The sequence below is a fragment of the Stenotrophomonas sp. STEN083 genome (assembly GCF_056759195.1).
Map to the genome: position 1 here is coordinate 115445 of NZ_JBRRCU010000004.1, position 24798 is coordinate 140242.

Sequence of the window (24798 nt, forward strand, 5' to 3'; positions counted from 1 at the left end):
CTTCCCGAGTTGGAGTGAGCCAAATAGCTCTGGCGGGCTTGGCCCGCCAGAGCGATGCACCTGCGCTATCGGGGGCTTAGATCAGTGCCGGTACAGTTCCCTGAGCTTCTCAAGCTGTTCGCTGGTAGCCAGCTTGCTCTTGATCCTATCTAGGACGGCTTCGATTTCGTTGCGGTGCTCCGCTTCATTCGCGACCCCTGCAGTTGCACGCAGAGCGCGCCTGGAAAGGATTGCCAACGTGCGGAGCGTTTCGGATCGCTGTGAGTGATTTAATGAGCAGCTGGATCGCGCCATTTCTCCCTCGAGATCATCGAGGTCGGCTCTTGCATCGTCGTATTTCACGGCTGCGCTCCGAGCGCAGAGTGCGCTCTATCCGTACACCATAGGCTCTTTGAACCCGGCGGGTGTGACGATGCCCGATGTGTCTTGGGACGCAGGACAATTTGCATTGCCCGGGTTGCAAGCGATTAAAGTGGTACTTGGTTCTTCTGAGCGTAGAAAAGGATCGTGTCCTGATCCTCAGCGGCTGCTTTCATCGATCCGGCCCATCTGATGACTGCGCCTTTGTTCTGAATCAGGTCGCCCAGCTCGAGGCAGAGGCAATCTGCACAAGGCTGCCCGCCTGGACTGGGTGCGCTACAGATGCGGCAGGGGAGCATCGTCGTCAACAAAGGCGAACGGAGCTGGTACGTGATTCTAGTCATCAGATCTTTGGACTTATTTACAGCGGTCAATCGTCACCTCAAAAAAAATGGCTCCACAAATTGTGTGGATGCTGCTAAGCAGCGCATCGTGGATGATACGTGAGTGAGCCTGTACGCTTTCCCGCGACAGGCAATGTGGGGTGACGCACCCTATAATGGGTCGTGCCGTACACAAATGCCGACGCTCTTGAGTCACTCAGGGAGAAGATTCCCACTTTTCGCTGCGTAGTGGGTTGCCATGATTGCTGCGGACCGGTCACCGCATCATCAGAAGAGGTGGCCAGGCTGCCAGCCAAAAGCGCTGAAGAGCATGGGCGTGCATTGTCAGAGCTCAGCTGCCCCTACCTGGGCAGCAATGGCTGTGAGGTGTACGCGGAGCGGCCATTGATCTGCCGACTATTTGGAACCTCGCCTCGACTCCCTTGCCCGAATGGCATGAGGCCTATCTACATGGTCGACGAGGCTACGGAACACGAGGTCCACAGCTTCCTACGCAGGACTCGGCAGGTGCTGCTTTGAGAGGAGGCAGTCGCGCTGCTCAAAAGCGCTGATCTGTGCATAAGCCCGGCGTATGACCGCATGGAGGCTGCAAATGACCTGCACCTCGTTATCGGCTCCATGGACTTGTTCCATTATCGTTCCTGTCAGCGCCCGCAGTTGGTTTAGCTTATCGATGCGCTCCTGAGGTCGAAGGTGTGTTCCTTTGACCGTTATGTCGTAGGCAAGGCTGTCGAATTGGTTGCGTAAGCTTTCGTAGCTCATAGCAGTGCCAAAGGGTGGGGTAGGGCAATGCTCGCGCTAGAAGCAACTGCGATCTATGCGGGATGCCCCTGGTCGCAGGTAAGGGAATTCTGACGGGGCTGGTTGTAGCCCTTTCCTGTTCAGCATACGATCCAAGGCCAACTGCCAAGGAATAGGGCGATGAGGAAGCTTCTGGTGTTGGCTGTTATTTGTGTCGCGGCCTGGTACGGGTACGCCAAGGTCCGACCGGCCGCCAATCAATACAGCCAAGCGCCGGCTCCTGCTCAAGCCACAGCTCCTGCCGCCGAGCGTTACAAGTGCGATGGTCGAACCCACTGCTCTGAGATGCGCTCATGTGCTGAAGCGACGTACTTCATCCAGCACTGCCCAACACGAAGATGGATGGGGACGGAGATGGGGTGCCCTGTGAGAGGCAGTGGTGTAGATAGTCACATCCGAAAGAATGAGCCCCGTGCTCGCCATTTCACGTGATTGCTGTGCGGATGGTTCTTGCTGGAGTGGTGGGTGCCTTGTGAGTACTTGCGGAGGAATAGGCCAAGTGGCCGTCATGGGAGCATTGCAGTTCGCACGATATCGTTGAGCTTTTCAATGTAGTCACTTGCGTCGGCCCACTCCTGCAACATTCGGCCATCCATCATCACAAATGTAATATCACTAAGGGAGAGTTTTAGCCGCTGTTCATTTGCGCCGCTTGTAAATCCAGAAAGCGATACAAGCACTCCAATCTTGCAGTTCCCCGATTTAGTCTGGATAACTGTATGGAGCTTGCTGACTACCTCTTGACCCTGTTTTTCTTTCCGGTTCTTTGCTTCAACAACAATGAACGGAGCAGCCTTGTGCGCCCAAGCATGATTGGGATTAAAAGCCCGTAACTGAATCAGGGCGTCCAATTCTTCATTTGTCGTATGGTAGTTACAACGAACAACGTTAAAGTCGACAACTTGGGAAAACATGAAGTGCAGCAACCACTCGAGTGTCTTGCCCTTAAGAGAGGTTGTATGAGCATCTTCGCATCGACGAAGGCCGTTAAAAACGATTTTTGATCGAGCTTCTTGAGTTACAGGAATTTGCTCGATAGCCAAGGCCTTTAGTAAGGGCAAGAATCCATCTGATACGGCGACTTCATCGAACAGAAGCACCTCAACATCGAGGTCCGAGAAGAGAATTAGATTGGTTGAAGAGTTGATAGAGGCGATCGTGCATATGCAATGCAAGACGTGGCCAGCTTCTTTTGCAGCTCGCATACGTTTTTGCAAAAAAAATGGTACCTCGGCTCCGATAATTAGAACTGCAACGCTAGTGCCGTGTACAAAGTCGGGTAGCCAAGCGAGCTCGCCCAGCTGCAAAGGCTTGTTAGGAACCTGCCAATCGCGCAGCTTGCCCGACTGTAGGGTTGATATCAGTATGTTGCGATCCATCGCTTGCCTCAAAGTTCTTGCAGTTCGGATGCGAGCTTCGTAGCAATGTCTCGTATTCTCTGTCGCTCACCCTCATTTGCTGCTTTTCCGAGAAGGCGTTTGAAGGCTGCAACCATGCCCTCTGCACGAGCCTGGAGCTTATCTGCTTCCACGGTCACCATTACGGTGTCTTCATATGCTTCGGTGACAGATAGATTCTTGTCATCGATCAGCTGAAGAATTTTGTCGTCGATGAGATTGGACTGGCCTCCCGCGTCCTCTGCGGCCTTGTGCACTATATACTTTGCGTTGCGTACGCTCACGACATCCGAAATCGCGCCACTCCGGCGCTTGTCAAGGAACCGTTCGAGAAGGACGCTATCGCCGTACTTATGGAAAATCTCAGGTCGTGCAGATTTGAGCGGAAGGATAAATGACTTCCATACCTCATGAAAGAAGTTAAGGCCAACCTCTCCTTTCTCGATGGCCTCCCGAACTTCACCCCCCAAGCCTAGCGCGAATTTATAGCGCTCGATTTGCTGTGTCGACAGGCCGGTCTTTTGATGTAGAAGTTTGTCGTCGGTAATCCCTGTAGCCTCCATTAACCTTTTCAAGGCGTGAGCAGTCGGAACTTCTTTCCACTGCTCGCGAACGAGGTGGATATTGAACATCTGGGTTAGTCGTTCGCCCTCGTTCCCCGAGGCAACGATCAAAGCGGGTATGTGCTCAAAACCAAGTTGCTGAGCCGAACGCCACCTGCGTTCCCCATCCAGCAATCTGTAGCCGCCCTCGTCGACCTCGTAGACCACGATCGGGACGAGAATTCCGACTTGGTCAATAGACTCCGCAAGTCTGTCTAGCTCCTCTTGTGGGAACTGCTCGCGTGGATTGCCTGGATCGGCATGGACGTCTGATACCTTGATTCGTTCGGTAGTTGACATGCTTCAATTACCCGCGTGGTTGGTGATGATGACTTCAGTGTCTATTTTTCGCTTCTCTGCAAAACCAGCGACGTTCCGTTGCACCTTGGCGTACCTTACGAACCAGCCATCTCCTAGAAGCTCGGCCTCAGGGCTCTCTGCATAAGAGACTACAAATCTTGCCCCTCTGCTGTCGATGTAACGTAGCAGCTCGCGCAGCCGACGAAGATCATCTTGTCCAAAGGTTTGCGCAGAGTACTGAGCGAATACGCGCCTGTTGCTCACAGCGTACGGCGGATCCAAATAAACGAAATCACCGGCCCGGACGTTCTCAGTAACGAACGATTCGAAATCCTGACAATGCAACTCTGCGCTTCTGAGCCTTGCTGCTGTGGCAATCCAATCGTTGAGGGGAGGAAATGTGCCTGTACCGGAAGCGGCATAGGGAACATTGAAGTAACCCCGAGAATTTGTCCGATAGATGCCGTTGAAGCAATAGCGATTCAGATAGAAGAACCTCGCGGCGCGATCGAACTGTCCTAGGTCTTTTGGGTCCTGTGCTCGCAACTCGTAATACAAATCAGCAGATTTGCGCATGCCTTGCAAGCTGTCATGTAGAAGCCTTGGATGATCACGCATTACGCGCAGCGCGAGGATAAGCTCGGCGTTGGTGTCATTGAGCAGCGCCTGGTTAGGGCATAGACGGAAGAATAGACACGCAGAACCGGCAAATGCCTCCAGGTAACGGGCGCCTTCATTCCAGTGCGGGGTTAGCTCATCAAGAAGCTTGCGTTTACTCCCGGCCCAACGGATCGGCGGACGGATAGTTGGACTGCTCATCCTGTTAATCACCCCGTGTCCTTCTTTCGTTCATCCATGTGCAGTTGTACTCAGGCATTAAGGTTGCATCGCATTTGGGTGAGCGCCAGCGTTCTAGGGTTGGGGTAGGCGATTCTCGCAGGTAGGTCGTCATTCTAGGTTGGAGGGGGCGCAAGTACCAAGTAGGCGCCAAATGACCGTGGCTGCCCAATGCAGAGAGCAGATGTCTCCTGTATGTGACTGTTCTGTAAGGAGTGCTCCCAAGAACTCGAATCTGAGTGCGAGGGCTTATGGTTCTTTTGGTAGTTAGCTTGAGGGGGTTGCACGGCCACGGTGCATCTTGTCGTCTCGTCTTTTAGAGGTGGAGCTTCCGCAGTAGGCGGGTCGGCATGAATCTCGGAGGCTCCTCCAGCCCAGTTGGGAGTGGCAAAGAACTTGCCAAGCTCTACGTTTTCTAGGCGCTGTCTTTGCGGAGAGGGGGGCGAGGAAAAAACTGACCAAAAAACTGACCAAACGCTGCCAAAACATGCCCAATCAGGCCCGATCGACACCATGGAACGAAAAAGCCCGCCGAGCGTAAGTGCTTGGCGGGCTTCGTTTTTCTGTCTTTTCATCGGGGCTGGCAGTCAGCCTATCGGCGACAGTGCACCCTCGGTGAGGCTGGCCACCTCCAGCCAGTCCTGCGGCGTCGCCGCGGCCGCGCTGCAGGACTGGCTTGTCCGGACTGGCATCAGCCCTGGCACTGTCCTGCAGCGTACAGTCAGCTCAGCCGGACGCGACTTCTGGCACGGCTCAATCCAGTAGCTCGATGTCTGTCTTTGGCCGGAAGTTGCCGTTCGGCGTGTCGAGCTTAAGTGTTTGGCCTCATCGAGATGCTGTCTTTGATTGAAACTTGTTTCAGACCCTTAGTACTACGTTGAAGCAGGATCCTCCTGCTTTGTGTGTGCGCCGCGCATCGGCGTATCGCTTCGAGTGCTAGGCATGAGAGACAAATCCGAGTTCCTCTACTGCGTCTTCATCGTGGCTGCGGCCATCTTGTCGGCCGTAGCCCGTTGTTCGTTCACACGCCCCGACCAGTTCGGCCGCGATTCCCACGACTAACCAACCATCCAGATAGACCCACAAGGCCCGGCATTGTCCGGGCCTTGTGGGTTGTGCCGTCAATGAAAGGAGATCGAGATGCATCACGTTGAAACCATGGCTTATGCCGGCCAAGTTCCATGGCATGGCATCGGTAGCCAGTTGGCTCCAGGTCAGTCCATCGAAGTCTGGCGCGAGCGCGCCGGCATGAACTGGTCCTTGGAGGAGGCCGAGGTGCGATTTGCCGCTGAGGCTGAAGATCAGTATCCAGTGCGGGCATTCCCCGGACAGAAGGTGCTTTATCGCTCTGACACCAAGCGACCATTGGCCGTGGTGTCCAAACGCTATCAAGTAGTTCAGCCGCGGGAGATCCTTGAGTTCTACCGCGACCTGACGCGGTACAGCGGCTTTGAGCTGGAGACAGCAGGCGTGCTTCGTGGAGGGCGGAAGTTCTGGGCATTGGCCCGTACTGGACAGGGTGTGGCCCTGAAGGGCCAGGATCAGGTGAATGGCTATCTTCTTCTGGCTACGGCCTGTGACGGAACGCTGGCTACCACCGCCCAGTTCACCTCAGTCCGTGTGGTTTGCAACAACACCCTGCAGATCGCTGTTGGGGATCGAATCGGAGCCATCAAGGTCCCGCATCGCAGTGCCTTCGATGCTGACAGGGTCAAAAGCCAGTTGGGTATCGCTGTTGAGGGCTGGCATGGCTTCGTGGAGCGGATGCGGATCCTCTGTGAGACACCTGTGAACCCTGATTCGGTCGATGGGGTTCTGCGGAGTTTGCTCACGTATCCGGCTGCTCAGAATGGGAAGGCAGTCGTGAATGAGCAGGCTGTTGCCAAGGTCCGGGCGCTGTATGACGGGCAGGGGAGGGGAGCTAGCTTGAAGACCAGCAGGGGCACCGCCTTCGGCCTCTTAAACAGCATCACCGAATTCGTGGACCATCATCGACGGGCGCAGAGTACGGAGAACCGCTTGGATGCAGCCTGGTTCGGCCAAGGGGCATTGCTAAAGCAAAAAGCTTGGAAGGAACTGTTAGGGGAAGCCGCATGAACGTATCGCTGCAGAAGCAACGCCTGGCAGAGCCACCTTGCGGTTTGAACGACCGTGACAGCTCCGTCCTCTCCCAAGCACTGGAAATCCTAGAGAGCAGAGCAATGGTCAGTGGCCTTCTATTGGGAGATCCGGATGTAGCTGGAAGGTTCTTCCGCCTGCGTCTCGGACATGAGATCCGCGAGCACTTCGAGGTGGCGTTCCTCGATGCCCGTAACCGCCTGATCGCCGTAGAACGGCTGTTCTCAGGTTCCATAGATGGTGCTGAGATCCATCCGCGGATTGTCGTCCAACGTGCCTTGGCGCTGAACGCAGCAGCGGTCCTACTGGCTCACAACCACCCTAGCGGGCATTGCGAGCCGTCAGCAGCGGATCGAGCCATCACCAAGCGGTTGAAGGAAGTACTGGCGATGGTGGAAGTGAGGGTCGTCGACCACCTTGTGGTGTCGGCAAGCCAAGGTACTTCGATGGCTCAGCTCGGGCAGATCTGAAGGCCCGGATATTTAGGAGAACAGCATGAAGGAAACGGAAACGTCCTGGTCATCAACCAGGGCGGCAATAGCTCGTGCCAAAGCGGCTGATCTAGACCGACAGGCCCGGGAGGTAGAGTGCTCAGCTGCCGATGGAAACTGGCGCATGAGGGCGCGGGGTAGAGAGGCTGCGGAACGTCTACGGCGAATGGCAGGTCGCTACTTGGTGAAGGCCCTGAAACTCGAAGAAGGGCTAGATGCCCGGCTTACCCAAGATCTCTTCGAGTAGTGCTTTCCGGCGTACTGCTGGGAGGCTAGCAAGAGCGGCCAAGGCCTGAGCGAGACGAGCCTGCTGTACTTCGCTTTCATCACCTATCAAAAGGATCGCGTCTGCCATAGCGGCGGATGACGCCAGCAAGTACGCGGCCGGCACCTGAAGAGCATCAGCCAACGAAAACAGTGATTCCAAACTTATGGCCATGGACTCGCTCTCGTAGCGGCTTATGCGTGCCGAGGCAGTGTCCTTATCAAGTCCCATTCGAACTCCGACTTCGCGTTGGCTAAGCCCTCGAAGCAGTCGGGCTTGGCGCAGACGCGCAGCCACCACGCCTCGGGGTTCGAGGGCAGGGCCGGCCATTAGCAGGAGGTGACCGATGTAGTCATGCCAACAGGATGACGGATGATCTACGCCCCGGGTAGACTCTACGTATCACGTAAGTTTATTGCAAGTTTTGAGCTCGGCTCTGTGTTCGCTAACGGCGTTGTAGGGGAATCGAGCGGTCATGTTGAGGAGGGAAGAAGTGGGAGAGCTATGGCCATGGATATAGCCGGCATAACGAATGGAGGCACATCGATGGCTCGTCCTCAGGAGAGGGCCTGATGGCAGATGAAAATCACTACGAAGTCCTCGGGGTACGCCCCGAGGCACCAGTCTGGGAAATAGAACTGGCCTACAAGGGCCGACGGAGCCAATACCACCCTGACCGATACGCCGCAGGAGACGAGGTCGCCGTCGCATGGGCGACCGCCAAGATGCAGGCCGTGAACAAGGCCTATGCAGTCCTCAAGGACCCGGACCAACGCGAACGCTTCGACCGTAGCCAAGCGTCGGCGAAGCCTGCTGATCCAGGCCCCCGGAAGGAACGATCCAAGGCCCCAGAGCCTCCACCGCTCCGCTCACTTCGAGAGGCCCTGGAAGGGCTCGAGTTCAGCAATGAGCCCTTCGAGCGGGTGTTCGTGGCTCCGAACATCCCAAGGAAGAAGCTCCAGGGCGCTCTGCACAGCTACGGGGAGAGGCTGCGGGCCCAGGACGTTGTCGTGCTCATCGACGACACCGTGTTCGGCGGTGCCAGGGAAGGCGTGCTGATCACCGAAACCCAGATTCGGTGCAAGGCCAAGTTCGAGCAGGCTGAGATCCGGCTACTGGGTTGTCTGACCGAGATCACCGTCCACGGTGCGCACATCCGGATCCATGGCGAGCCCTTCATCACGTTGAGTGTTCCCAACGCCGATGACCTGCGACGGCTGTTCAGAGCCGTCAGCCATTACTTGCAAGAAACCAACTGATCTCAACCAACAGGGGAATGACATGAGGTACCTGAAAGGCCTTTACGGCGTGCCTGCGCATCGCGGCCATCTCTTTCGATATGTGGGGCCGCTAAGCGTACAAGGGTCTTTTCTACAACTTAGGACAGGGTTTGATCTGGCCGGTAGTGGTCTTCCCTTCCCTCGGAAAGATGATCGGCGCTGTGGTTTGAATCTTGGCGGCTTTCGCCGTCCTCGTGCAGGTGAAGAGGCGATAGGCATGAGCCTTTGGAAACCAGCACTTATCCCGATGCTGATGGTCGTTCTGGCACTCAGTGCATGCAGCAGCGAGCTCGACAAATTGCGCGGCAAATTCGTCGATAACTGCGTGGCCGGCGGTGCACCGAAGTCAAGCTGTAAATGTGCCTTTGACAAGCTGCAGCAACACTACGGGGAACAGGGGCTGCTGGCTATCGAGAAGCAGAGTGTTCCGCCGCCCGATCTTTCCGATCGGCTCTTTGCAGCAGCGGGCCAGTGTCGAAGCCGCTGACGGATCTTGGCGCCATGTTCAAGAAATAGAGCGCCGACCAGACCGCTGGATAACTCCTGCGGCCGAGCGTCGGCCACCCGCCCATACAAAAAGGAACTTCATGAAACGTATCAACTACGTTGCAGCCATGCTTGCTGCGCTTCTTCTTGGTGGTTGCAGCAAGCCAGTCCTGGACTGGCGCAATGCAGAACTGAGTAACGGCAAGATCTATGAATCCGGCTCCAACGAACCATTTGATGGAAGGGTGACCGGTGTACCGCACAAGCAGCTAGAACCGCTTTTGGGCTCTCTGAGAACCATCCTTCAGAACCTCAATACCAATCAGACCACCAGCATGACCGCACTGCTGGGCAACTTGAACTATGTCTGCGATGTGGAGGTGGAAGAAGGATTGGTAGGTGGCCAGTACACCTGCCGCTATCCGCAGTCTCAGGTTGTCGCCTACGAAGGCAAGCGGACCGACGGTGGTCTGGACGGGGAGACAGTGTTCCACACGAAGACAGGCAGTCCTGGCGTCATCCTGACGATGCAGAACGGCCGCGTGGAAGGGCCGATCAAAATCTACTTCGCCGAAAAGCCTGGGCAACTCTCCTACCAAGCGACGGCTGTGAACAATGGTCTGGAAGGAGAGGCGGTCAGCTACTACCTCAACGGCCAGGTCAAGGTAAAGGCCAACTTCAAAGGCAGCGTGCCTGTAGGGCTGTGGGAAGCCTATTGGGAAGAGAGCGGAGCCGTCTCGGAGCGGGGTCTGTACGAAGGCGGAAAGCTGGTCTCGCAGACCCACTATCTCCAAGACGGCACGGAGTACATCACGGAACCGGAGATGTGGGCGCTCCATCGCTCGATCTCGGAAAGTGATGATTTCACTCTGACACCCAAACAGGATGTTCTGCTTACAGAGGCAGAGAAGCGATACAACGCAGTGCGCCTGCTGACGCCGGCCCAGCGCGAAGCGAGGTATCAGGCGGAGCAGGAGAGCATTCGGGCTGACAAGATCGCTCGCGGTCTGGATCCGGACTGTTGGGTCTGTGACGGATCAGACAAGAGGAACTGATGCGGTAGTGAAGGAAGATAGCGGGCGTGCACAAGCACGCCCGCTCCATGCGTGTGGTTAGTTTTTTCCAAAACGACTCCAGGAGAGGGTATGAAGAAGGTAGATATGTTGGTGGGAGCCATGTTGGCCGTACTGGCGCTTGTAGGTTGCAAGAAGGAAGCGGCTCTCACCCAGGCCGGTGACATCAACCTAGCCGGATGCGAAGTGCCGGCAGGTTTGACGGCTGCACAGGCGGAGGCGGTCAGCTGCGGACCTACGCAGGCAGAGCCACAGATCGCAGCAGAGCCCTCAGTAGCTGCCTCGGATGAGAGCGTTATCAATGAAGCACTGGCTCGGCAGGCTTTCATGTTTGATCAGGCTGATGAGAACGTAGAAGCGAGGAAGTTCGCCGAGGGCGACCTCAATGGCGACGGTGTCAGCGATAGGGCCGTGTTGTTTGTACTGGAGGCGACCAATGGCGGTAATGCTTATGCCACGCATCTGGCTGTATTTGTTAGAGAGGCTGGCGCATTGACGTATGCCGACTCACTGCCGGTGTCTGGGTACGGTGAGGGCGTTCAGGGTTTCACGGTCCAAGAAGGAGGGGTTGCGATGAAGATCCTGGTACAGGGGCCTGACGATGCCACCTGCTGTCCCTCAGTGGAGAAGAATGTCAGCTACGTTCTTCATAACGGGAAGTTGACTGAGGCTAAGCCTGCCAGTGCAGCCTACTGATTCAACTGATGCTCGGAGCGTGATGAGTAGTTTCTTACTCCCATGTGCATAAGGTATGAGAGAAGCCGGTCACTAGTACTTACACAACCCTCAGCCAACGACATGCACTAGATGCAATAGAAGGGAGGGGGGAATGCAGAGCGCGCACTTACCGTTTCTCCAAATCCATCAGGCTGAGCAGTTTTCAAGCCACCCCATAGAGGCCAGTGACCAACGTCACTGGCCTTTCTTCGTTCCAGACAATGAGGGTCACCGTGTCAACATTTCATCTAGAGGTAAAGACTGGCGCCAAGGGCAGAGCCGTAGGACATAGCGCCTATATCTGTCGCGAAGGAAGGTATCGGTCACGGGAGGACTTGATCGACGTTGGGTTCGGGAACCTACCTTCTTGGGCAGAGGGAAGTGCCCGAGCGTTCTGGGCCGCAGCGGATGCACACGAGCGCATGAATGGTGTCGCGTACAGGGAGTTCATCGTTGCGCTTCCAAACGAGCTCGTCGGCATCCGGTCGAGAGAGCTGGTGCAGGATCTCATTCACTTCCTGGCGGGAACGAAGACCTACGAGTACGCGGTGCATGTACCCGAGGCGTCCCTCGAAGGAGGAATGAATATGCACCTGCATCTGATGGTGTCAGATCGCATGCCGGATGGGTTCCAACGATCCGCCCGGCAGATGTTCCGGAGGTACAACTCCTATAGGCCTGAAACAGGCGGATGCAGGAAGGATGCGTGCGGCAGAACGAGCGTGCAGGTAAGTGAAAGCTTGATTGAAACTCGCCAAATGGTTGCGAGCATCATTAACGAACACTTGCAGCGCAATGGCATCACGGAGCGTGTTGATCACCGGACATTGAAGGAACAGGGTGTTGGACGCAGGGCGGAGCGTCATCTGGGGGCGTTCCGTATCCGGGGCATGTCGGAGAACGAGCGGTCGGCCTACGTGGATGCCCGCCAAGCCATGCGGGGGCAAAGGGTGCTTTAAGGATGGTGGGGCAGGGAGCCCAGAAAACCGTGCGACTTTGCCCCAACTGGGGCATTGTCGCATCGTGTGCATGTGCTTCCGGTCTGAAAAGGCCGGGGCCGCTTCCTTCTGGTAGTCACCAGGACAGAGAAAGGCCGCTCCTCTCGGAGCGGCCTTTCTTGTGCGGGACGGCTGGGGTCAAAGCGCCCCGGGACGATCAAAGAAGGCGGGGTTGAGCTCAATGACGAGCTTGCCACGTCCGTAACGGCGTTCAGGTACTACGCGGATGACATCCTCCTCCTCCAGTAGGTCCAGTGCGGCAACAAAGCGTGCCTGATGGCGAACAGGGCCGTCCTTGCGAACGTCATTGCGGTAGACCCAGGTGCGACCGCGGGTCCAGTACTTCCTGCGCATGCACCCTATCAAGGCCCGGGCGTCCTTCTCGTCTTCTGGAAGGTCGTTGTGGTCGCCGAACTTATCGAGGAACTCATCGTGATAGAAGCGTGTGACGTTGATGGCACGCTGCAGCGTCGCACGCTCGATAACCTCACCTTCGATACCCTCAAAGTGGTGGAAGATGCCGGCGATACGGCTGGCGATCTCCATGGTCTTGGAGGCCGCATCACGGATGCTGTGGTAGGCGCGGCCCTCTGCGAGCTGCGGTTCGATGATGTCGTAGACCTCCTTCCACAGTGCCTTGGCATCGGTCGAGAAGCGCAGCACCTTCTTGCTGTAGTTGCCATCGGCATGGCGGTGGTCGCGAGCTTCTAAGAGCGCGGTCATGCGCTTGTGGAAGGCCAGCACGTTAGCGCCGTGCGCCGGCTCCTCGTCGGTCAGCTCCTTGGCAGCACGGTAACCCTGGGTTGACTCGGGATGGCAGAACACGAAGCGAGCAAGAAACCCGGATGCCCGTGCCGTACTGTTCTTCATCTTCAGAAAATCCTGAAACAGATCCTCCTGGATCATGAAGCTGAGCGTCAAGCGCGGATCCGTGACCTGGACTACCTCGTCAGCGCGGTCCAGCATGAGCAGCGAAGGAGCATCCCACAACTTGTTCAGGGTTGCAGAGTTGCGGAACGCGCCGCTCTTCAGGAGCGTTGCTCCCTCATCGCTAAGCATGGCGATGGACTTGCCATCACCCTGCACCGCATTGATCAAGCCCCGCTCGGTGGCGTCCTGCACAATGATGCGAGTGCATTCAGGCTTCACGGGTTCGGCTGCCTTGTGTACGGCAAAGCGCTGACGCAACTCGGCGGTGTCATCACCCTTGGCGATCGTGCTCGTAATCAAGCGATTGATCGCTTTGCTCTCGATCTCCCAAAAGCCGTGGTCGACTTCGTACTGCTCCGCTGCAGCTTTGTACACATTGGCATACGACAATTCATAGTCGTAGATCGGCTTCATAACCAGCTTGTCCGTGGCCGTCTTGCGCTCGCCGGATTCCGCGACGGTGGCAAGATACAGCGCACAGGGCGTTGTTGCGCCATAAGGCAGCATGACATCGACGTCGGACTGGCATGCGATCGACATGCCGGTCAGGAACGACGTGGCAACCAGGGCATCCGGTGCCTGGATGGTCTCCATGGTTTCCTCAATGGCCAGTGCAACCGGCTTGTAAAACTCGTTCACCGGGAACGCGAAGGTGGGGATGTGCTTGGTCATTAGAGTGCCTTGTCGGTGCTGGAGGTGGAGGCGGAGGCGGCCTGCGCTGCCATGAGTTCCTTGAAACGGGCGGGGTGCAACTTCAGGCCCTGGGTCTCCAGCACCTCCAAGATTGCCTTCTGGCTCACCTGCTTGTTCAGCAGTTCCACGATGGTCGGGTACAGCAATGCAAACAGCTGGGCTTTCTGATGCTGCTGCTTGGGCTGCAGTGCCTTGAGTGCATCCGTGCAGCGGCTGGCCTGGTCCAGCAGGCGGTCGTCTATATTCGCGACGGAGTTCGTATCCGAATTCATCTGCCTTCCCCTTACCGTGCCGGCTGCGCGGCAGCGCAGGCCAAGACATACGCCATCACTTCCGAGCGCCACCACGCGGTAGGCGAACGGTCGGAGGTGCCGAGCTTGAAAGGCTTCGGAGCGCGGGCGTCGTACGCCGGCAGGCGCGCATTGAGGCGGGCATACCAAGTACTCTTGGACAGGCCGACGATCGACAGGACCTCGGGCAGGCGGATTGCCTGGTCCAGGGCAGGTGCGCCCTGGAGCGACTGAAGGATTTCCTGCAGGCGCTGCAGGGCGGACTGGTCTACAAGCAGCGCGTCACAGTTGGACGCGCTGCGGAGGGCTTCCTTCGACAGGGGAGCGTTGGCAGGGGCACGGTTAGCGGTTGAAACGTCGAACGACATGAACTTCTCCTTGGTTGATCGCGGTGCGTCGCGATTTGCCGAGGATTGTCGTTAGTCATGCCAATGTTGCGAAGCCGCGAACTAGTGGCTGGCTTTACTTTTTTATTTGTTTTTGTTATGCGCGTAGTCGCTGGTCTTCTTAAGTAACCTGTTGAAGCTCGAGTGGACTTTTGCGTAGGGGGCCTTCTTCTCACCCCATGATGTGATCATCTGGTGCATTCGATCGCCCACGTCTTCTGGCGACAGTTGGCCGGTGACATTCCAACTGGCGAAAGCTGCAACGGCCGCGTCGTACTTTGGATCGTTCTGGATCAGCTGCGCGATTTTTCCGCTTAATGCGTCCGGAAATTTAATCCTCTCCGCGACTTGGTAATTCTCCATTACTTCCAGTGCAGCCTCAGCTATGGCATCTCGCGGTCCATTGTCCACTCCGATTGCACGTGTCGCACGCTTGGATTCTGCTTCGGTTACTGGAGAGTGGGTTGTACCCAAATAAAAGCTACATTGAAGAAGAGCGTGCATCGCCCGCTGCTCGTCGGAAGCGTTGTATGCATTCCTAGCTTCGATCCAGAACGCTATTGCAATCTCAAGCGCACCGTCAATGGTGATAGTTGCTTTGGGCTTAAGGGTCTTGCGCTGAAGCTGAAGATGTTTCAACTTCTCATGATCAACTTGCCCGTACTGGACGTGTTCGTCGTCACTCCCCGTCAGTTGTACACCCACTAATGCATCAGCAATCTCGACGTCTAGCTTCTGAAAGTCTTCAAGATTTTTCAGGATGCTTGCAAGCTTCCAGCTTTCGTATGCGGCAGCGCTACCTTCCTTTTCAAGACGTTTACAAGTCTTTTCCCATAGTGCGACAAATGGGCCTGGCTGGTATTGCCTGTTTTCGTGGGCACTTCTGATCATGCTAAGCAAGCGGTCGAACAGGAGCCCCATAGTTGGGAGAACTTCACTGCTGTTATATGTCCCAGTTGGCCGTCGGTTGGACGGGCGCAATTTAGTGGGGACCAAAGGCTGGACGGATGAGTCCATTTTCCAGCTAGTAGGCTTCTCATAGATGAGAGCATTGTTGTCAGTGTGGAGCACGTATCAACCTCGGTTTGTGTGTAGTCGTGAAGCTAATCTTGGATCATGAGGGTGGGAGCCATCAGCATCTACTGTGAGTTTACGTCGCCAACGATTTCGTAAGCATCGCGTAGCTATGATCTTCTAGGTAGAGGCGAGGCGAATCAATGAGTGCGTGTGCGAAGCCACAGTAAAATAGCTTCAGAAGCGGTATGTCGCAGCGATCGTGAAGTGGCGCCCATAAACGTCGTCGACTGCGGCGTTGTAACCCCCGGTGTAGAAGCGATAGTTCTTAGGGCGCTTATCAAGGAGGTTGTTGACGACGAGTGCATACGACCAATGTTCCGGACCTGAGTACCGAACGTTCAGGCCAAAAAGCGTGCCGGAAGGATTTCTGCACTTGCCGACATCACGATTTTCCTTGGGGCAAACTTCGTCGGCGGAGTAGGCAAACGATGAGCCGAAATGACGCACGGTCAAGGTCGTAGCCCAGTGGCCGAGCCGCCAATGCACGTCTCCTAGCAAATTCAACTTGGGCGTTTCATGTCCGGCGCGTTCGACGGGCTCAGGTTCGATGATGGTCGAAGTGATGTACTGCTTGAGATAGTGTGCAGCTACGCGGAAACGAAGTTCGCCAAGGTCATCGTGCCGAAGCTGATAGCTGGTTTCGAGTTCCCATCCCTGGGTCTCGGATCTGCCGATATTGCCCAGGTAGCGGTTGGCTCGATAGAGCACTCCGTCGGCGTCGCGAACAAGACCATCCGGGAAGAGGGAGGGGTAGCTGAAAGCATCTGCAATGCCGAATTCGTCGCTGCGTGAAACCTGATACCAGTCCAGGTTCGCGCTGAATGCATGCGTGGGAGCCCAGGCGACGCCAAGGGTCCGGCTACGCGAAAACTCGGCGCGCAGGTTTGGGTTGCTGCCCACACCGTACTCAACACGGCATCGCCCCGGCTCAACTTGGATGCAGGGCATTAGCTGGGGAGTGGCGCGCATTGAGAGGGTTTGGGTCATGCTGTCGAATGGCACACGCGCATCATTCAGGCTGGGTGCCCGGTAGCCTTTGCCAAAGCTGGCGCGTGCCAAAAAGGTTCGACTTGGAGTCCATTTGAAGCCAATCCTTGGGGAGGTGTTGGATTGGAAACCCTGGTGGTGATCCAGGCGCGCAGCCAAGTCTATCTGCAGCATCCGATGCAATGGCAAAGTCAGTTCGGTGAAAACGCTGGAATCGCGACCATGAAGGTTGTACCACCCAACGACTGTGGAGCCCAGTGCAACCTCATCATTGACCTGTAAGGGGTCCGGGGTGCTTCGGCGCCGGGAAAAGCTTGCTGCTGCTCCCACTACGATCCGTGCTTCCGTATCAAACGCCTCATACAACGGGCGGCTCGACGTGGCTTCCAGCGTGCCGACTGAATAGTATCCAGTAGGGTAGATGGAGCCTCTTATCGCGTTTGCGACCGCGCTGTTGTCCGACCCATCAAGGCGAACGTGATTGATGTTTTCCGCCAACTTCGACCGAAGCAGAACGTTATCAGTCGCACTTCGCACCCGACTCTCACTATGGGACAGGGCGATGTCCCAGTTCCATCCGAGAGCCGAACCGTCCATGCCGATGGATACGTCATTCGTAATGCTGGTGGTCTGGTTTCTAGGGGCTCCGAGTTCATAGAAGGCGTAGTCGACATCCGAGCCCGGGACTGGAGCCAGCGCATAGTCAGGATGAGATGGGTTGATTCGGAGAAAACCATAGACAGGAGAGGACTGCAGTGCCTGTTCGCTCTGCGTCCGCAGCCAGGAGAAATAAAGTGACGTGGAGTTATTCAGGTCCTGATCCCACCGGATGTATACGGATCTGTTCTCTGTCGCGGGCTGCAATGTTCGGTATCTAGCGGAGTCAAAACGGCAATAGGGAGAGTCAGGGTTCTCTCCCGTGGCCTGGCATTGGGGAAGTGAGCCTAAAGGAACACCGAATTCGGTCGAGAACCCGATGGGTCGTCGATCGTCAGGTAGCCCGAATCGAGAGCGGTTATTGGTGTGCCAATTACGACTGCCGCCACCGAGTTCGTCCTGCGAAGAAGTATCCGCTGCAAGCAATAGATGCCCGCCTGCCAGTGTTCGCACTCCAAAGATTGCCGAGGCCTGATGTGACAGCCCATCTCCCCGTTGAGACATGCCAACGCGTGATGAGGCCTCTCCTCCCTCATGATCTTTCTTCAGGATGATGTTGATGGTTCCTGCCATAGCGTCTGCGCCATAGACTGCAGAGGCGCCACCGCGCAGGATCTCAATGCGATCAATGAAACTCAAAGGAATGCTGTTCAGATCGACGAGCCCCCCGAGGTCGTTGGAAGCGAGCCCGAAAGACGCGATGCGTTTACCATTCAACAGAAAGAGCGTGGCCCTCGGGCCAAGTGAATAGAGACTGGCGCTGGACGCAGCGACGGTTGGGTAGTTTCTTCCTTCGCTGGATACGCTCATGGGGTGATGGCTCACGAGCCCTGGGCGTGTACCTAACAGGTCATAGAGGGTTTCCTGCCCGCTATGCTCGATGTCGTCCGTTGTTATGACGGTCAATGGGACAGACAACTCCAAGGAGGCCTGCGGTATACGTGTGCCGGTCACGGTGACCGTGGCGAGCTCGGCCACGTCCGCATCAACGACCGCTTCCGGACTGCTGACTGCGCTAGCCGTAGGTACATGCCTCTTGATGCTTCGCAGTAGATAGGTGTTGGAGTCCACAGCGACCGCCGTCAATCCGTGCTCGGCCAACAGTCGTGCGAGAGCGGCGACAACGTTGTAATTGCCGTGCAAACCGCGACTATGTTTGCCCCGCACCAGCACGGACGAGTAGAGCAGCTGGACCCTTGATTGGTGCGCAAAGGACTGCAACGCCACATCAAGCGTGCCCGCGCCAATCTCATACCTGGGAGGTGCGGGAGCGCTTGCCTGCTCTGCGGCGACGCCCTGCGTGGCAATTGCCGAAGAAGCCAGAAGAAGTAGCCGAGCCAAGCTTCCCCTGACGGCATCACGAAGCAAGGCCGTCAGGCGGCATTTGCTGTAAGAAATGATCGTCATAGCGCAATGCCCGAGGGCCTACTGCTGCAGCTCAGACAACTCGATCCGATTGTTGCCGATGGATTGCGCCTGTAATCCCCATCCTTCGCGAAGGGCTGAGAGCAGCGCAGGCTGGTCGCTGGCATTGAATGCGCCGCTGACCTTGATCTCTCCAAGCTCGCTCTGGGACAGTACTAGGTGGTCACTGGAGTATCGATTGAACTCCGCTATCAAGTCCGCCAGGCGCTCTTCTTTGAAAACAAGGCGGCCTTTTGTCCAACTCTCCACGTGATCGAGCTCAATGGTTCGGGGAGACTCAAGTTTCCCTTCCGCGTCATACGTCAGCTCCTGCATCGGACGCAGCTCAATGGCATCATGGTGAGGGCCGGCTTCCGTGCTTACAATCACGCGCCCTTCCAGTAATGCAACAGAGGTGCCGTCATTCAGCTGCTTTACCTGGAAGACAGTGCCCAACGCACGAACGCTGCCGATTCCCGAGGTCACCACGAAGGGGCGATTTCCATCGTGCACGACATTGGCCTGGATCTGCCCTCTCAGTAGAGTGACATGTCGCTTCGCGGGTTGGTAGGACACTTGGATGCGGGTGTTGGTATCCAGAAGCAGGGTAGATCCATCTGGGAGGTTGAGATGGCGCTGCTTGCCGACTTCTGTCGCATACACGCTGCTTGGTGCGATGGTTCGAGAATCAGTAAGAAGCCAGAGCCCTCCGCCTACGGCGAGGACTAGGGCCGCGGCCCAGGCAAAGGAACGGTGCAAGGTGCGCTTGCGTCGAGTAAGCGGCATTTGGTTGGCGGGGCCAGGCGTCACCTCCCGCAACGTAGGAGCCGCTTTCAATATCCCTGTCAGCTGGTGAATGCGTTCAACCTCAGCGTAGTCGAGCACGTTTTGTGAGGACACGGCCAGCCAATCCTCGAAAGCAGCGTGATCAGCCGCGCTGCATTCGGATGACAGTAGGCGTGCCAGCCAATCTTCCGCCGAACAGGGCAAATCTTGGACGGGCGGGGGGGGGGTGTTCATGGGCGCTGCTCCAATACGCTCACGGGATGTGTTTGATCGGAGAGCAGCTTCCTTAGCAAGCTCAGTGCCTTCCCGATATGTTTCTCGACCGTTTTGACTGAGATGTCGCAATGTTTCGAGATCTGGCTGTAACTCATTCCTTCAATACGATTGAGCAGGTAGATCTCCCTGCAGCGTTCCGGAAGACGGCTGATCGCGGCGCGGACACGCGCAAGCTCCTCTCTGTCTTCAGCCCATTGTTCCGGGCGTGGCATCTCGTCCCGAATGTCATGGACCTGGAGGTCCATATCAGAAAGGGATGTTTGATGGAGGGGGGACTGCCGTCGCCGAGAGTCGTGGAGCGCGTTGAGTGCAATTCGGTACAGCAGCGGCTTCAAGGCTTCAGCTGGGGAGTCGCGATAGCGTGTCAACTTATAGAGGCTTTCCTGCGCGATGTCTTGGGCATCGTCCAAGGAAATCCCTCGACCACGCAAAAAGTTGATCAGCATCGGGCGCTGCTCGCCCAGAAATCTCTCGAAGAGAGGCGGGCAGATGTTGGCGTCTAAAGTGACACTCATTTGCCCTCGTCCGCGGAAGTTGTGGTCTTTGTCACCAATTCTAACCAGCCGCTAACGCAATTTCACCACCTAGAGCGGCGGCGGGGGCGGTTGCCGTTTTCTGCCGGGTAGAGGCGATCGACGAGTGAAGGAGAGCTTGGCGGGCAACCGGTGAGGCTCTCGCTTTCGGCTCAGCCAAAAAGTCCCTCCTCTTTGCTTTCCCTTCGCCAGATAGGGAGGTAGGGAGGTAGGGGTCAATTTGCGTTATGGGTGACATGGGTTAGTTCGTCCTGACAGATAGCGAAATTTTGGGCTGGAACTCGAGGATCGAGTGTCGAGGTTCCTCTAGAAGTGGCTGCCTAGGAGGTAGGGAGGAGGGGGCGGTTCTGCGTTTGTAAGGGGGAGCTTCGATCTCGGCGGATGAAGATGATGGAGAACATGGCGGAGCGCGTCCGGGCAGCGCAACCGCAGGCGATTCCGATCTTCAAGAGCAGCAAGGTAGGTTCTTTTATCAAACGGTTTAATCTTCTTAATATCCTCAAGAGATGGCTCTTCAGCGCTCCCGTGGACGATCCCGTTGATAGGCGCAATGCACCATTCCTGCAAGTGCTCCTGATATTTCTCGGAGTATTCATCCCACTCAATAAGTCTCTGTTTCTGTATGCAGTGCTTGGCGGCCAGTGGTCTGGGCCTGTAGCCAATTCGAGAGCCCTGGTCGTCGATCTCTCAACCGATGTGCTGATGACGTTGGCGATGTGGACCAGCCTATGGTTGATTCGAGCAGGACGCTTCCGTTGGAGCCTGCAACTGTTTCTCGGCGTTGTGCTGTTATCCATGGCGGCAAGCTACATCGCAACCGGTTTGGCGGGTCTGCCGTTCGATCCAATGCCGATGATCTTGCTGGCGCTTGGCGGCCTGATTCTCGGCCGACGGGCATTGTGGCTGACCTTCTCTGCGTTAGTGATGATTCTGGCAGCTACACTGATTGTAGATTATTCACGTGTGGCACTCGGCGCAGACACGATGCAGGTAGGTGGACTGGGTAAAGCGCTTTCGCTAGCCGGTGTCTGGTTAGTTATCGCGATCATATTTGATCGGACTGTGGCTGCATTACGTCATAGCTTAGATGAATCGAATACCCGTGGGCACGAGCTTGAACTGGCATACAGGCAGCTCCAAGAAGAAATTCGTGAGCGAGAGCGCGCGCGCGGCCAACTTATCCATGCGCAAAAGATGGAGGCTATTGGACGTCTTGTCAGTGGTGCGGCACATGACTTCAATAACGTAATGAGTATTGTCCTTGGTTATGCCGCACAGCGGGATCGTCTGGCGGAGGGTGGGACAAAAGCACTCTATGAGGCGATGGAGGCGGTGGATATCGCAGCCAAGCGTGCGCTGGCTATTAGCCGCAAGCTGCTGGATTTTAGCAGGCAAGAGGTCGCCAATCCGGAGGTTTTTGACGTGCGCTTCTTGCTTCAGGAGCTGCTTCCGATGCTTAGGCAACTGTTCGGATCGAGGATTCGACTACGGTTGGATTGCGCGGAACGCGCTTTGCCCGTGCGGATGGATGTCGATCACTTCGGATTGGCGATCATAAACATCGCCGCCAATTCGAGGGACGCGATTGCCGGCGCCGGAACGTTTCACATCCAGGCAGAAAGATCAGATGAGGCTTGGGTATGCCTGACCTGTTCCGATGACGGAATAGGGATGTCGGAAGACGTACGCATGCAAGCATTTGAAGCTTTTTTTACGACGAAACCCAGCGGAATGGGGACCGGTCTCGGGTTGTCGGTGGTGCGCGACATGGTTCTGGAAGCGGGGGGCAAGATCGAGTTCGACACTCAGCCGAAGCGCGGGACAATCGTGAGGATCCTTCTTCCTCTCGTTGGCGGTTCCTAAAGTTGCCCTAAGTTAGAGCTGGATTCTGGAAAGATAGTGGACCCAGGCCGGCGAGACTGGCTCGATACAGCACTGCGGTATCCGATATGATGATGCAAGAAGCCACCCCCGAGAAGATGATCTTGTTGCCGCGCCTCGCAATTGTGGAAGATGACGAAGAGCTTCGGGAGAAGATCATGGTTCCCATTCTTCGACATGCGGGGTTTGACGCAATTGGACTTGCGAGTGCATTGCAGTTCTATCGCATGTGGGCGGGCTCCCCATTTGACCTAGTTCTCCTGGATGTGGGGTTGCCGGATGACGATGGGATAGAGATTGCCAAGCATATGCGAAGTCTCTCGCCTTCATTAGGGATCGTCATGTATACCGGGCAGGGAGGGACTTCAGAGCGGGTACGTGGGCTGCGCGCTGGTGTAGATGCCTACTTGGTGAAGCCGACGGATATGGACGAAGTGATCGAAACCCTGCGCAACGTTCAGCAACGGCGCATTGGTCAAGACATGGTCGCATCTCGTTCCAGCACATGGGTCTTGGACCGAAATGGCTGGACGCTGTCGACTCCTGCGGGGGTTGCGTTGTCATTGAATCAAGCTGAGCGTCAGGTGATGAAGACGTTGGCGGCGACTCCAAATGAGCCGGTATCCCGCGAGACGTTGATTAAAAACCTGACCGCTGATGTAGACGGCTTCGATCCTCATAGACTTGAAATGTTGATCTATCGCCTGCGCAGGAAGTGTCTCGAGAGTTCGGGAGAGTCCCTGCCATTGCAAGCAGTGAGGGGTGCCGGGTATTTGTTCGAACCCTAAAGTGGCGTTTTCGGGGATCGGATCTCAAGATTTCAGTATTTTGGATGGGCTCTGAAAGGGGCGTTGTCCAGCTGTTATTGGAAATTTTGATCAATGCGGCGGTTTTGTCCGCTCAATGCGGCGTTGCTCACGCAATGTGAGCAATGGTGAGTAAGGCGCGATTGATGCTCTTCGAGCGAATATCTAAATTGCGTCTGCATCCCTGCGTGCTTCGTACAAGCAAAAAACCTTGTCGTGCACGCTGGGAGCGGGATCAGGGAAAGCGTTTCCGCAAGGCGTTTTCTGCTGCACGCCCTGGCAATGGACGGTACGGCGATGGCAAGTTTGTGTCCTTGAACACATGACGCCGCCGGATTTTCGAGGGGGTTGCGGGTGCAAAAGAACAATACTGGGTGGATTGCGTCAGTCGCGCTTTGTGCGGCCTCAGCGATATTGGAAGGAATAGCAAGATGGGTTGCTGTCCACTCGCGCTCAGTGTCTATCTTGAGAAGGACGCTCATTTCTTCGCTCAGTGAAGCAACACCTAACGACCAGGTAAATCCTACTTTTACCGCGAAATCTACTGTCGCTGCGGCTGCCCATAGCTTCGACACAGCTTTTGGTCGCAGCGATCATCCAAGGTCATGTGGAACGAAACGTTCGGCGCAAATGTCGCGCATTTCTAATCTGAAATCGGATCCAATGAAAACGCTAGTGGGGAAGTTCTTGAACTCGCGCTATCGCCTCTTGGCCGTGGCTTCAACGTGCTGATGATCGAGTTCGTCGCCTGTTGATCGCGTTGGGTTGTTGGCGTACGCGATGTCTGGCTTGAGTCGCCGCGACTATTTTTAAAAGTCTTATAACGAGGGAAAGCATGAATACGGAAGTCATCGCCAAGTCGTCTGGCAAAATTGCCGTCGTTGATTCGGGGGATCTCGCGCTCGACCAGCCGAGTATCGTCAAGATTAAGATCGGTCCGGAGACTGTTGAGCGTTTTGAGCAGGTTGGCAACGATCTACTAATTGTCCTCAAAGACGGCAGTGCGCTAACTATTCGCGGTTTCTTCGTCCAGGACAATGAAGGTCATCGTAGCGACCTGGTTCTGGAGGACGTAGAGGGTGTGCATTGGTGGGGGCAGTACACCAGCCCTTGGTCAGATTTCCACTTTGCCGAGATCCAAGAAGACGTCGCCGCAGCTGGGTTTGTTCCACCTGCAGCCGGCCTTCCTGGCTGGGCAATTGCTGCGTTGGGGCTGGTCGGCGCTGGCGCCATCTATGCGGCAGTTGACGATGGCGATAGTGACAAGCGCAGCAACCGTCCGCCGGAGTCCCCGAACTACGCTCATACCGTCGCAGAGAACGATCCTGTGAGCGGACGGGTTGCTGGTACCGATGCGGATGGTGATGCGCTGACCTACGCAGTTACCAGGCAACCCACCAATGGCACTGTGACGATTAATCCACAGACGGGCGCGTACACCTACACCCCGAAGCCCGGTTACAACGGTCAAGATACGTTTGTGGTCACTGTGACCGACGGCAAAGGCGGCAGCAGCACCAGCACAATCAGCATTGACGTTACCCCAGTCAATGATCTGCCGGTGCCGGTAGATCCGAACGAAGGCTTGCAGCCGGGTGACCCTGGTTACATCTCTGGCCAAAGTTTTGACCCGGAGTCCGGTGACTACGAGATCACAACCCCTGAAGACACCGCTATCGCCGGTAAGGTCACAGGTACCGACGCTGACGGAGATCAGCTGACTTACGTTGTCGGCGAGCCTCCGAGCAATGGTACGGTCACCATCGATCCGGAGACTGGCGAGTACAGCTACGTCCCGAACCCGGACTACAACGGTCCGGACGAGTTCACCGTGATCATCGATGACGGTCAGGGTGGCACCACCACCAGCAAAGTCATCATCACCGTGGTTCCGGAGAATGATCCACCGGCATTTGAAGATCCGAACCAGGGCGGCACGCCGCCGGGTCCGAATCAGCCGGGCACGATCTTCACCCCGCCGGGCACCGACGGCGCAGGCAATCCGACGCCGGCCAGCTATACG

At 56.3% G+C, this 24798-nt stretch carries 24 protein-coding genes; 12 read left to right on the forward strand and 12 right to left on the reverse strand.

The window, feature by feature from the left end; all coding sequences use genetic code 11:
• Positions 1–81: 81 nt before the first annotated feature.
• Entirely contained in the window at positions 82–342 is a 261-nt protein-coding gene (locus ACVOK8_RS02610; protein WP_481565439.1) for a hypothetical protein, read from the reverse strand.
• A gap of 590 nt (positions 343–932) precedes the next feature.
• Between ACVOK8_RS02610 and ACVOK8_RS02615 the strand changes: the two genes are divergently transcribed.
• Both ACVOK8_RS02615 and ACVOK8_RS02620 read left to right on the forward strand, forming a co-directional pair.
• A complete protein-coding gene (locus ACVOK8_RS02615; protein ID WP_481565463.1) occupies positions 933–1223 on the forward strand; it encodes a YkgJ family cysteine cluster protein in 291 nt (96 codons plus the stop codon).
• Positions 1224–1843: 620 nt separating this feature from the next.
• Positions 1844–1894, forward strand: a complete 51-nt coding sequence (locus tag ACVOK8_RS02620) for an excalibur calcium-binding domain-containing protein (protein ID WP_481565464.1) — start codon at positions 1844–1846, stop codon at positions 1892–1894.
• A gap of 117 nt (positions 1895–2011) precedes the next feature.
• Here the strand turns inward: ACVOK8_RS02620 and ACVOK8_RS02625 are convergent, their stop codons facing one another.
• Genes ACVOK8_RS02625 through ACVOK8_RS02635 form a run of 3 tightly spaced genes read right to left on the reverse strand, consistent with a single transcriptional unit; the run spans position 2012 to position 4623 of the window.
• Positions 2012–2884, reverse strand: a complete 873-nt coding sequence (locus tag ACVOK8_RS02625; RefSeq protein ID WP_481565440.1) for a restriction endonuclease — start codon at positions 2882–2884, stop codon at positions 2012–2014.
• A gap of 8 nt (positions 2885–2892) precedes the next feature.
• Positions 2893–3804: a ParB/RepB/Spo0J family partition protein gene (locus tag ACVOK8_RS02630; protein ID WP_481565441.1), complete on the reverse strand. Its 912-nt coding sequence runs from the start codon at positions 3802–3804 to the stop codon at positions 2893–2895.
• A 3-nt stretch (positions 3805–3807) separates the two neighbouring features.
• Entirely contained in the window at positions 3808–4623 is an 816-nt protein-coding gene (locus ACVOK8_RS02635; protein WP_481565442.1) for a DNA adenine methylase, read from the reverse strand.
• A 1158-nt stretch (positions 4624–5781) separates the two neighbouring features.
• Here ACVOK8_RS02635 and ACVOK8_RS02640 point away from each other — a divergent pair.
• Both ACVOK8_RS02640 and ACVOK8_RS02645 read left to right on the forward strand, forming a co-directional pair.
• Entirely contained in the window at positions 5782–6738 is a 957-nt protein-coding gene (locus tag ACVOK8_RS02640; protein WP_481565443.1) for a DUF932 domain-containing protein, read from the forward strand.
• Positions 6735–7229: a JAB domain-containing protein gene (locus ACVOK8_RS02645; RefSeq protein WP_481565444.1), complete on the forward strand. Its 495-nt coding sequence runs from the start codon at positions 6735–6737 to the stop codon at positions 7227–7229. The genes ACVOK8_RS02640 and ACVOK8_RS02645 overlap by 4 nt, the downstream gene beginning before the upstream one ends.
• 232 nt (positions 7230–7461) lie before the next feature.
• On the opposite strand, the gene ACVOK8_RS02650 is transcribed toward ACVOK8_RS02645, so the two are convergent.
• Entirely contained in the window at positions 7462–7845 is a 384-nt protein-coding gene (locus ACVOK8_RS02650; protein WP_062171252.1) for a helix-turn-helix domain-containing protein, read from the reverse strand.
• 242 nt (positions 7846–8087) lie between these two features.
• Here ACVOK8_RS02650 and ACVOK8_RS02655 point away from each other — a divergent pair, with 242 nt between their 5' ends.
• From ACVOK8_RS02655 to ACVOK8_RS02675, 5 genes are all read left to right on the forward strand, one after another.
• The gene (locus ACVOK8_RS02655) at positions 8088–8774 is read left to right on the forward strand and encodes a J domain-containing protein (RefSeq protein WP_481565445.1); all 687 of its coding nucleotides are present in this window, start codon (positions 8088–8090) and stop codon (positions 8772–8774) included.
• A 22-nt stretch (positions 8775–8796) separates the two neighbouring features.
• Positions 8797–9282 carry a hypothetical protein gene (locus tag ACVOK8_RS02660; RefSeq protein ID WP_481565446.1) on the forward strand — a complete coding sequence of 162 codons (486 nt, stop codon included), beginning with the start codon at positions 8797–8799 and terminating at the stop codon, positions 9280–9282.
• 100 nt (positions 9283–9382) lie between these two features.
• Positions 9383–10336: a toxin-antitoxin system YwqK family antitoxin gene (locus tag ACVOK8_RS02665; protein WP_481565447.1), complete on the forward strand. Its 954-nt coding sequence runs from the start codon at positions 9383–9385 to the stop codon at positions 10334–10336.
• Between the two features lie 90 nt (positions 10337–10426).
• A complete protein-coding gene (locus ACVOK8_RS02670; RefSeq protein WP_481565448.1) occupies positions 10427–11050 on the forward strand; it encodes a hypothetical protein in 624 nt (207 codons plus the stop codon).
• 242 nt (positions 11051–11292) lie between these two features.
• On the forward strand, positions 11293–12030 hold the full coding sequence (locus tag ACVOK8_RS02675) for a MobA/MobL family protein (RefSeq protein WP_481565465.1): 738 nt from the start codon (positions 11293–11295) through the stop codon (positions 12028–12030).
• A gap of 177 nt (positions 12031–12207) precedes the next feature.
• Here the strand turns inward: ACVOK8_RS02675 and ACVOK8_RS02680 are convergent, their stop codons facing one another.
• From ACVOK8_RS02680 to ACVOK8_RS02710, 7 genes are all read right to left on the reverse strand, one after another.
• On the reverse strand, positions 12208–13671 hold the full coding sequence (locus ACVOK8_RS02680) for a YfjI family protein (RefSeq protein WP_481565449.1): 1464 nt from the start codon (positions 13669–13671) through the stop codon (positions 12208–12210).
• Positions 13671–13964: a hypothetical protein gene (locus tag ACVOK8_RS02685; protein ID WP_481565450.1), complete on the reverse strand. Its 294-nt coding sequence runs from the start codon at positions 13962–13964 to the stop codon at positions 13671–13673. Before ACVOK8_RS02685 ends, ACVOK8_RS02680 begins: the two co-directional genes overlap by 1 nt.
• An 11-nt stretch (positions 13965–13975) precedes the next feature.
• On the reverse strand, positions 13976–14350 hold the full coding sequence (locus ACVOK8_RS02690; RefSeq protein ID WP_481565451.1) for a helix-turn-helix transcriptional regulator: 375 nt from the start codon (positions 14348–14350) through the stop codon (positions 13976–13978).
• A 102-nt stretch (positions 14351–14452) separates the two neighbouring features.
• A complete protein-coding gene (locus ACVOK8_RS02695; RefSeq protein ID WP_481565452.1) occupies positions 14453–15259 on the reverse strand; it encodes a hypothetical protein in 807 nt (268 codons plus the stop codon).
• 360 nt (positions 15260–15619) lie between these two features.
• Complete coding sequence (locus ACVOK8_RS02700) at positions 15620–18496, reverse strand: TonB-dependent receptor domain-containing protein (protein WP_481565453.1); 2877 nt, start codon at positions 18494–18496, stop codon at positions 15620–15622.
• 18 nt (positions 18497–18514) lie between these two features.
• Positions 18515–19513 carry a FecR family protein gene (locus ACVOK8_RS02705; protein WP_481565454.1) on the reverse strand — a complete coding sequence of 333 codons (999 nt, stop codon included), beginning with the start codon at positions 19511–19513 and terminating at the stop codon, positions 18515–18517.
• Positions 19510–20070: an RNA polymerase sigma factor gene (locus ACVOK8_RS02710; RefSeq protein ID WP_481565455.1), complete on the reverse strand. Its 561-nt coding sequence runs from the start codon at positions 20068–20070 to the stop codon at positions 19510–19512. The genes ACVOK8_RS02705 and ACVOK8_RS02710 overlap by 4 nt, the downstream gene beginning before the upstream one ends.
• Positions 20071–20469: 399 nt before the next feature.
• Here ACVOK8_RS02710 and ACVOK8_RS02715 point away from each other — a divergent pair, with 399 nt between their 5' ends.
• The 3 genes from ACVOK8_RS02715 to ACVOK8_RS02725 all read left to right on the forward strand — a co-directional run.
• Positions 20470–21951: a sensor histidine kinase gene (locus ACVOK8_RS02715; protein ID WP_481565456.1), complete on the forward strand. Its 1482-nt coding sequence runs from the start codon at positions 20470–20472 to the stop codon at positions 21949–21951.
• An 86-nt stretch (positions 21952–22037) separates the two neighbouring features.
• Positions 22038–22757 carry a response regulator transcription factor gene (locus ACVOK8_RS02720; RefSeq protein WP_481565457.1) on the forward strand — a complete coding sequence of 240 codons (720 nt, stop codon included), beginning with the start codon at positions 22038–22040 and terminating at the stop codon, positions 22755–22757.
• Positions 22758–23610: 853 nt separating this feature from the next.
• On the forward strand, positions 23611–24798 hold a 1188-nt coding region (locus ACVOK8_RS02725; RefSeq protein WP_481565458.1), incomplete at its 3' end, for a tandem-95 repeat protein.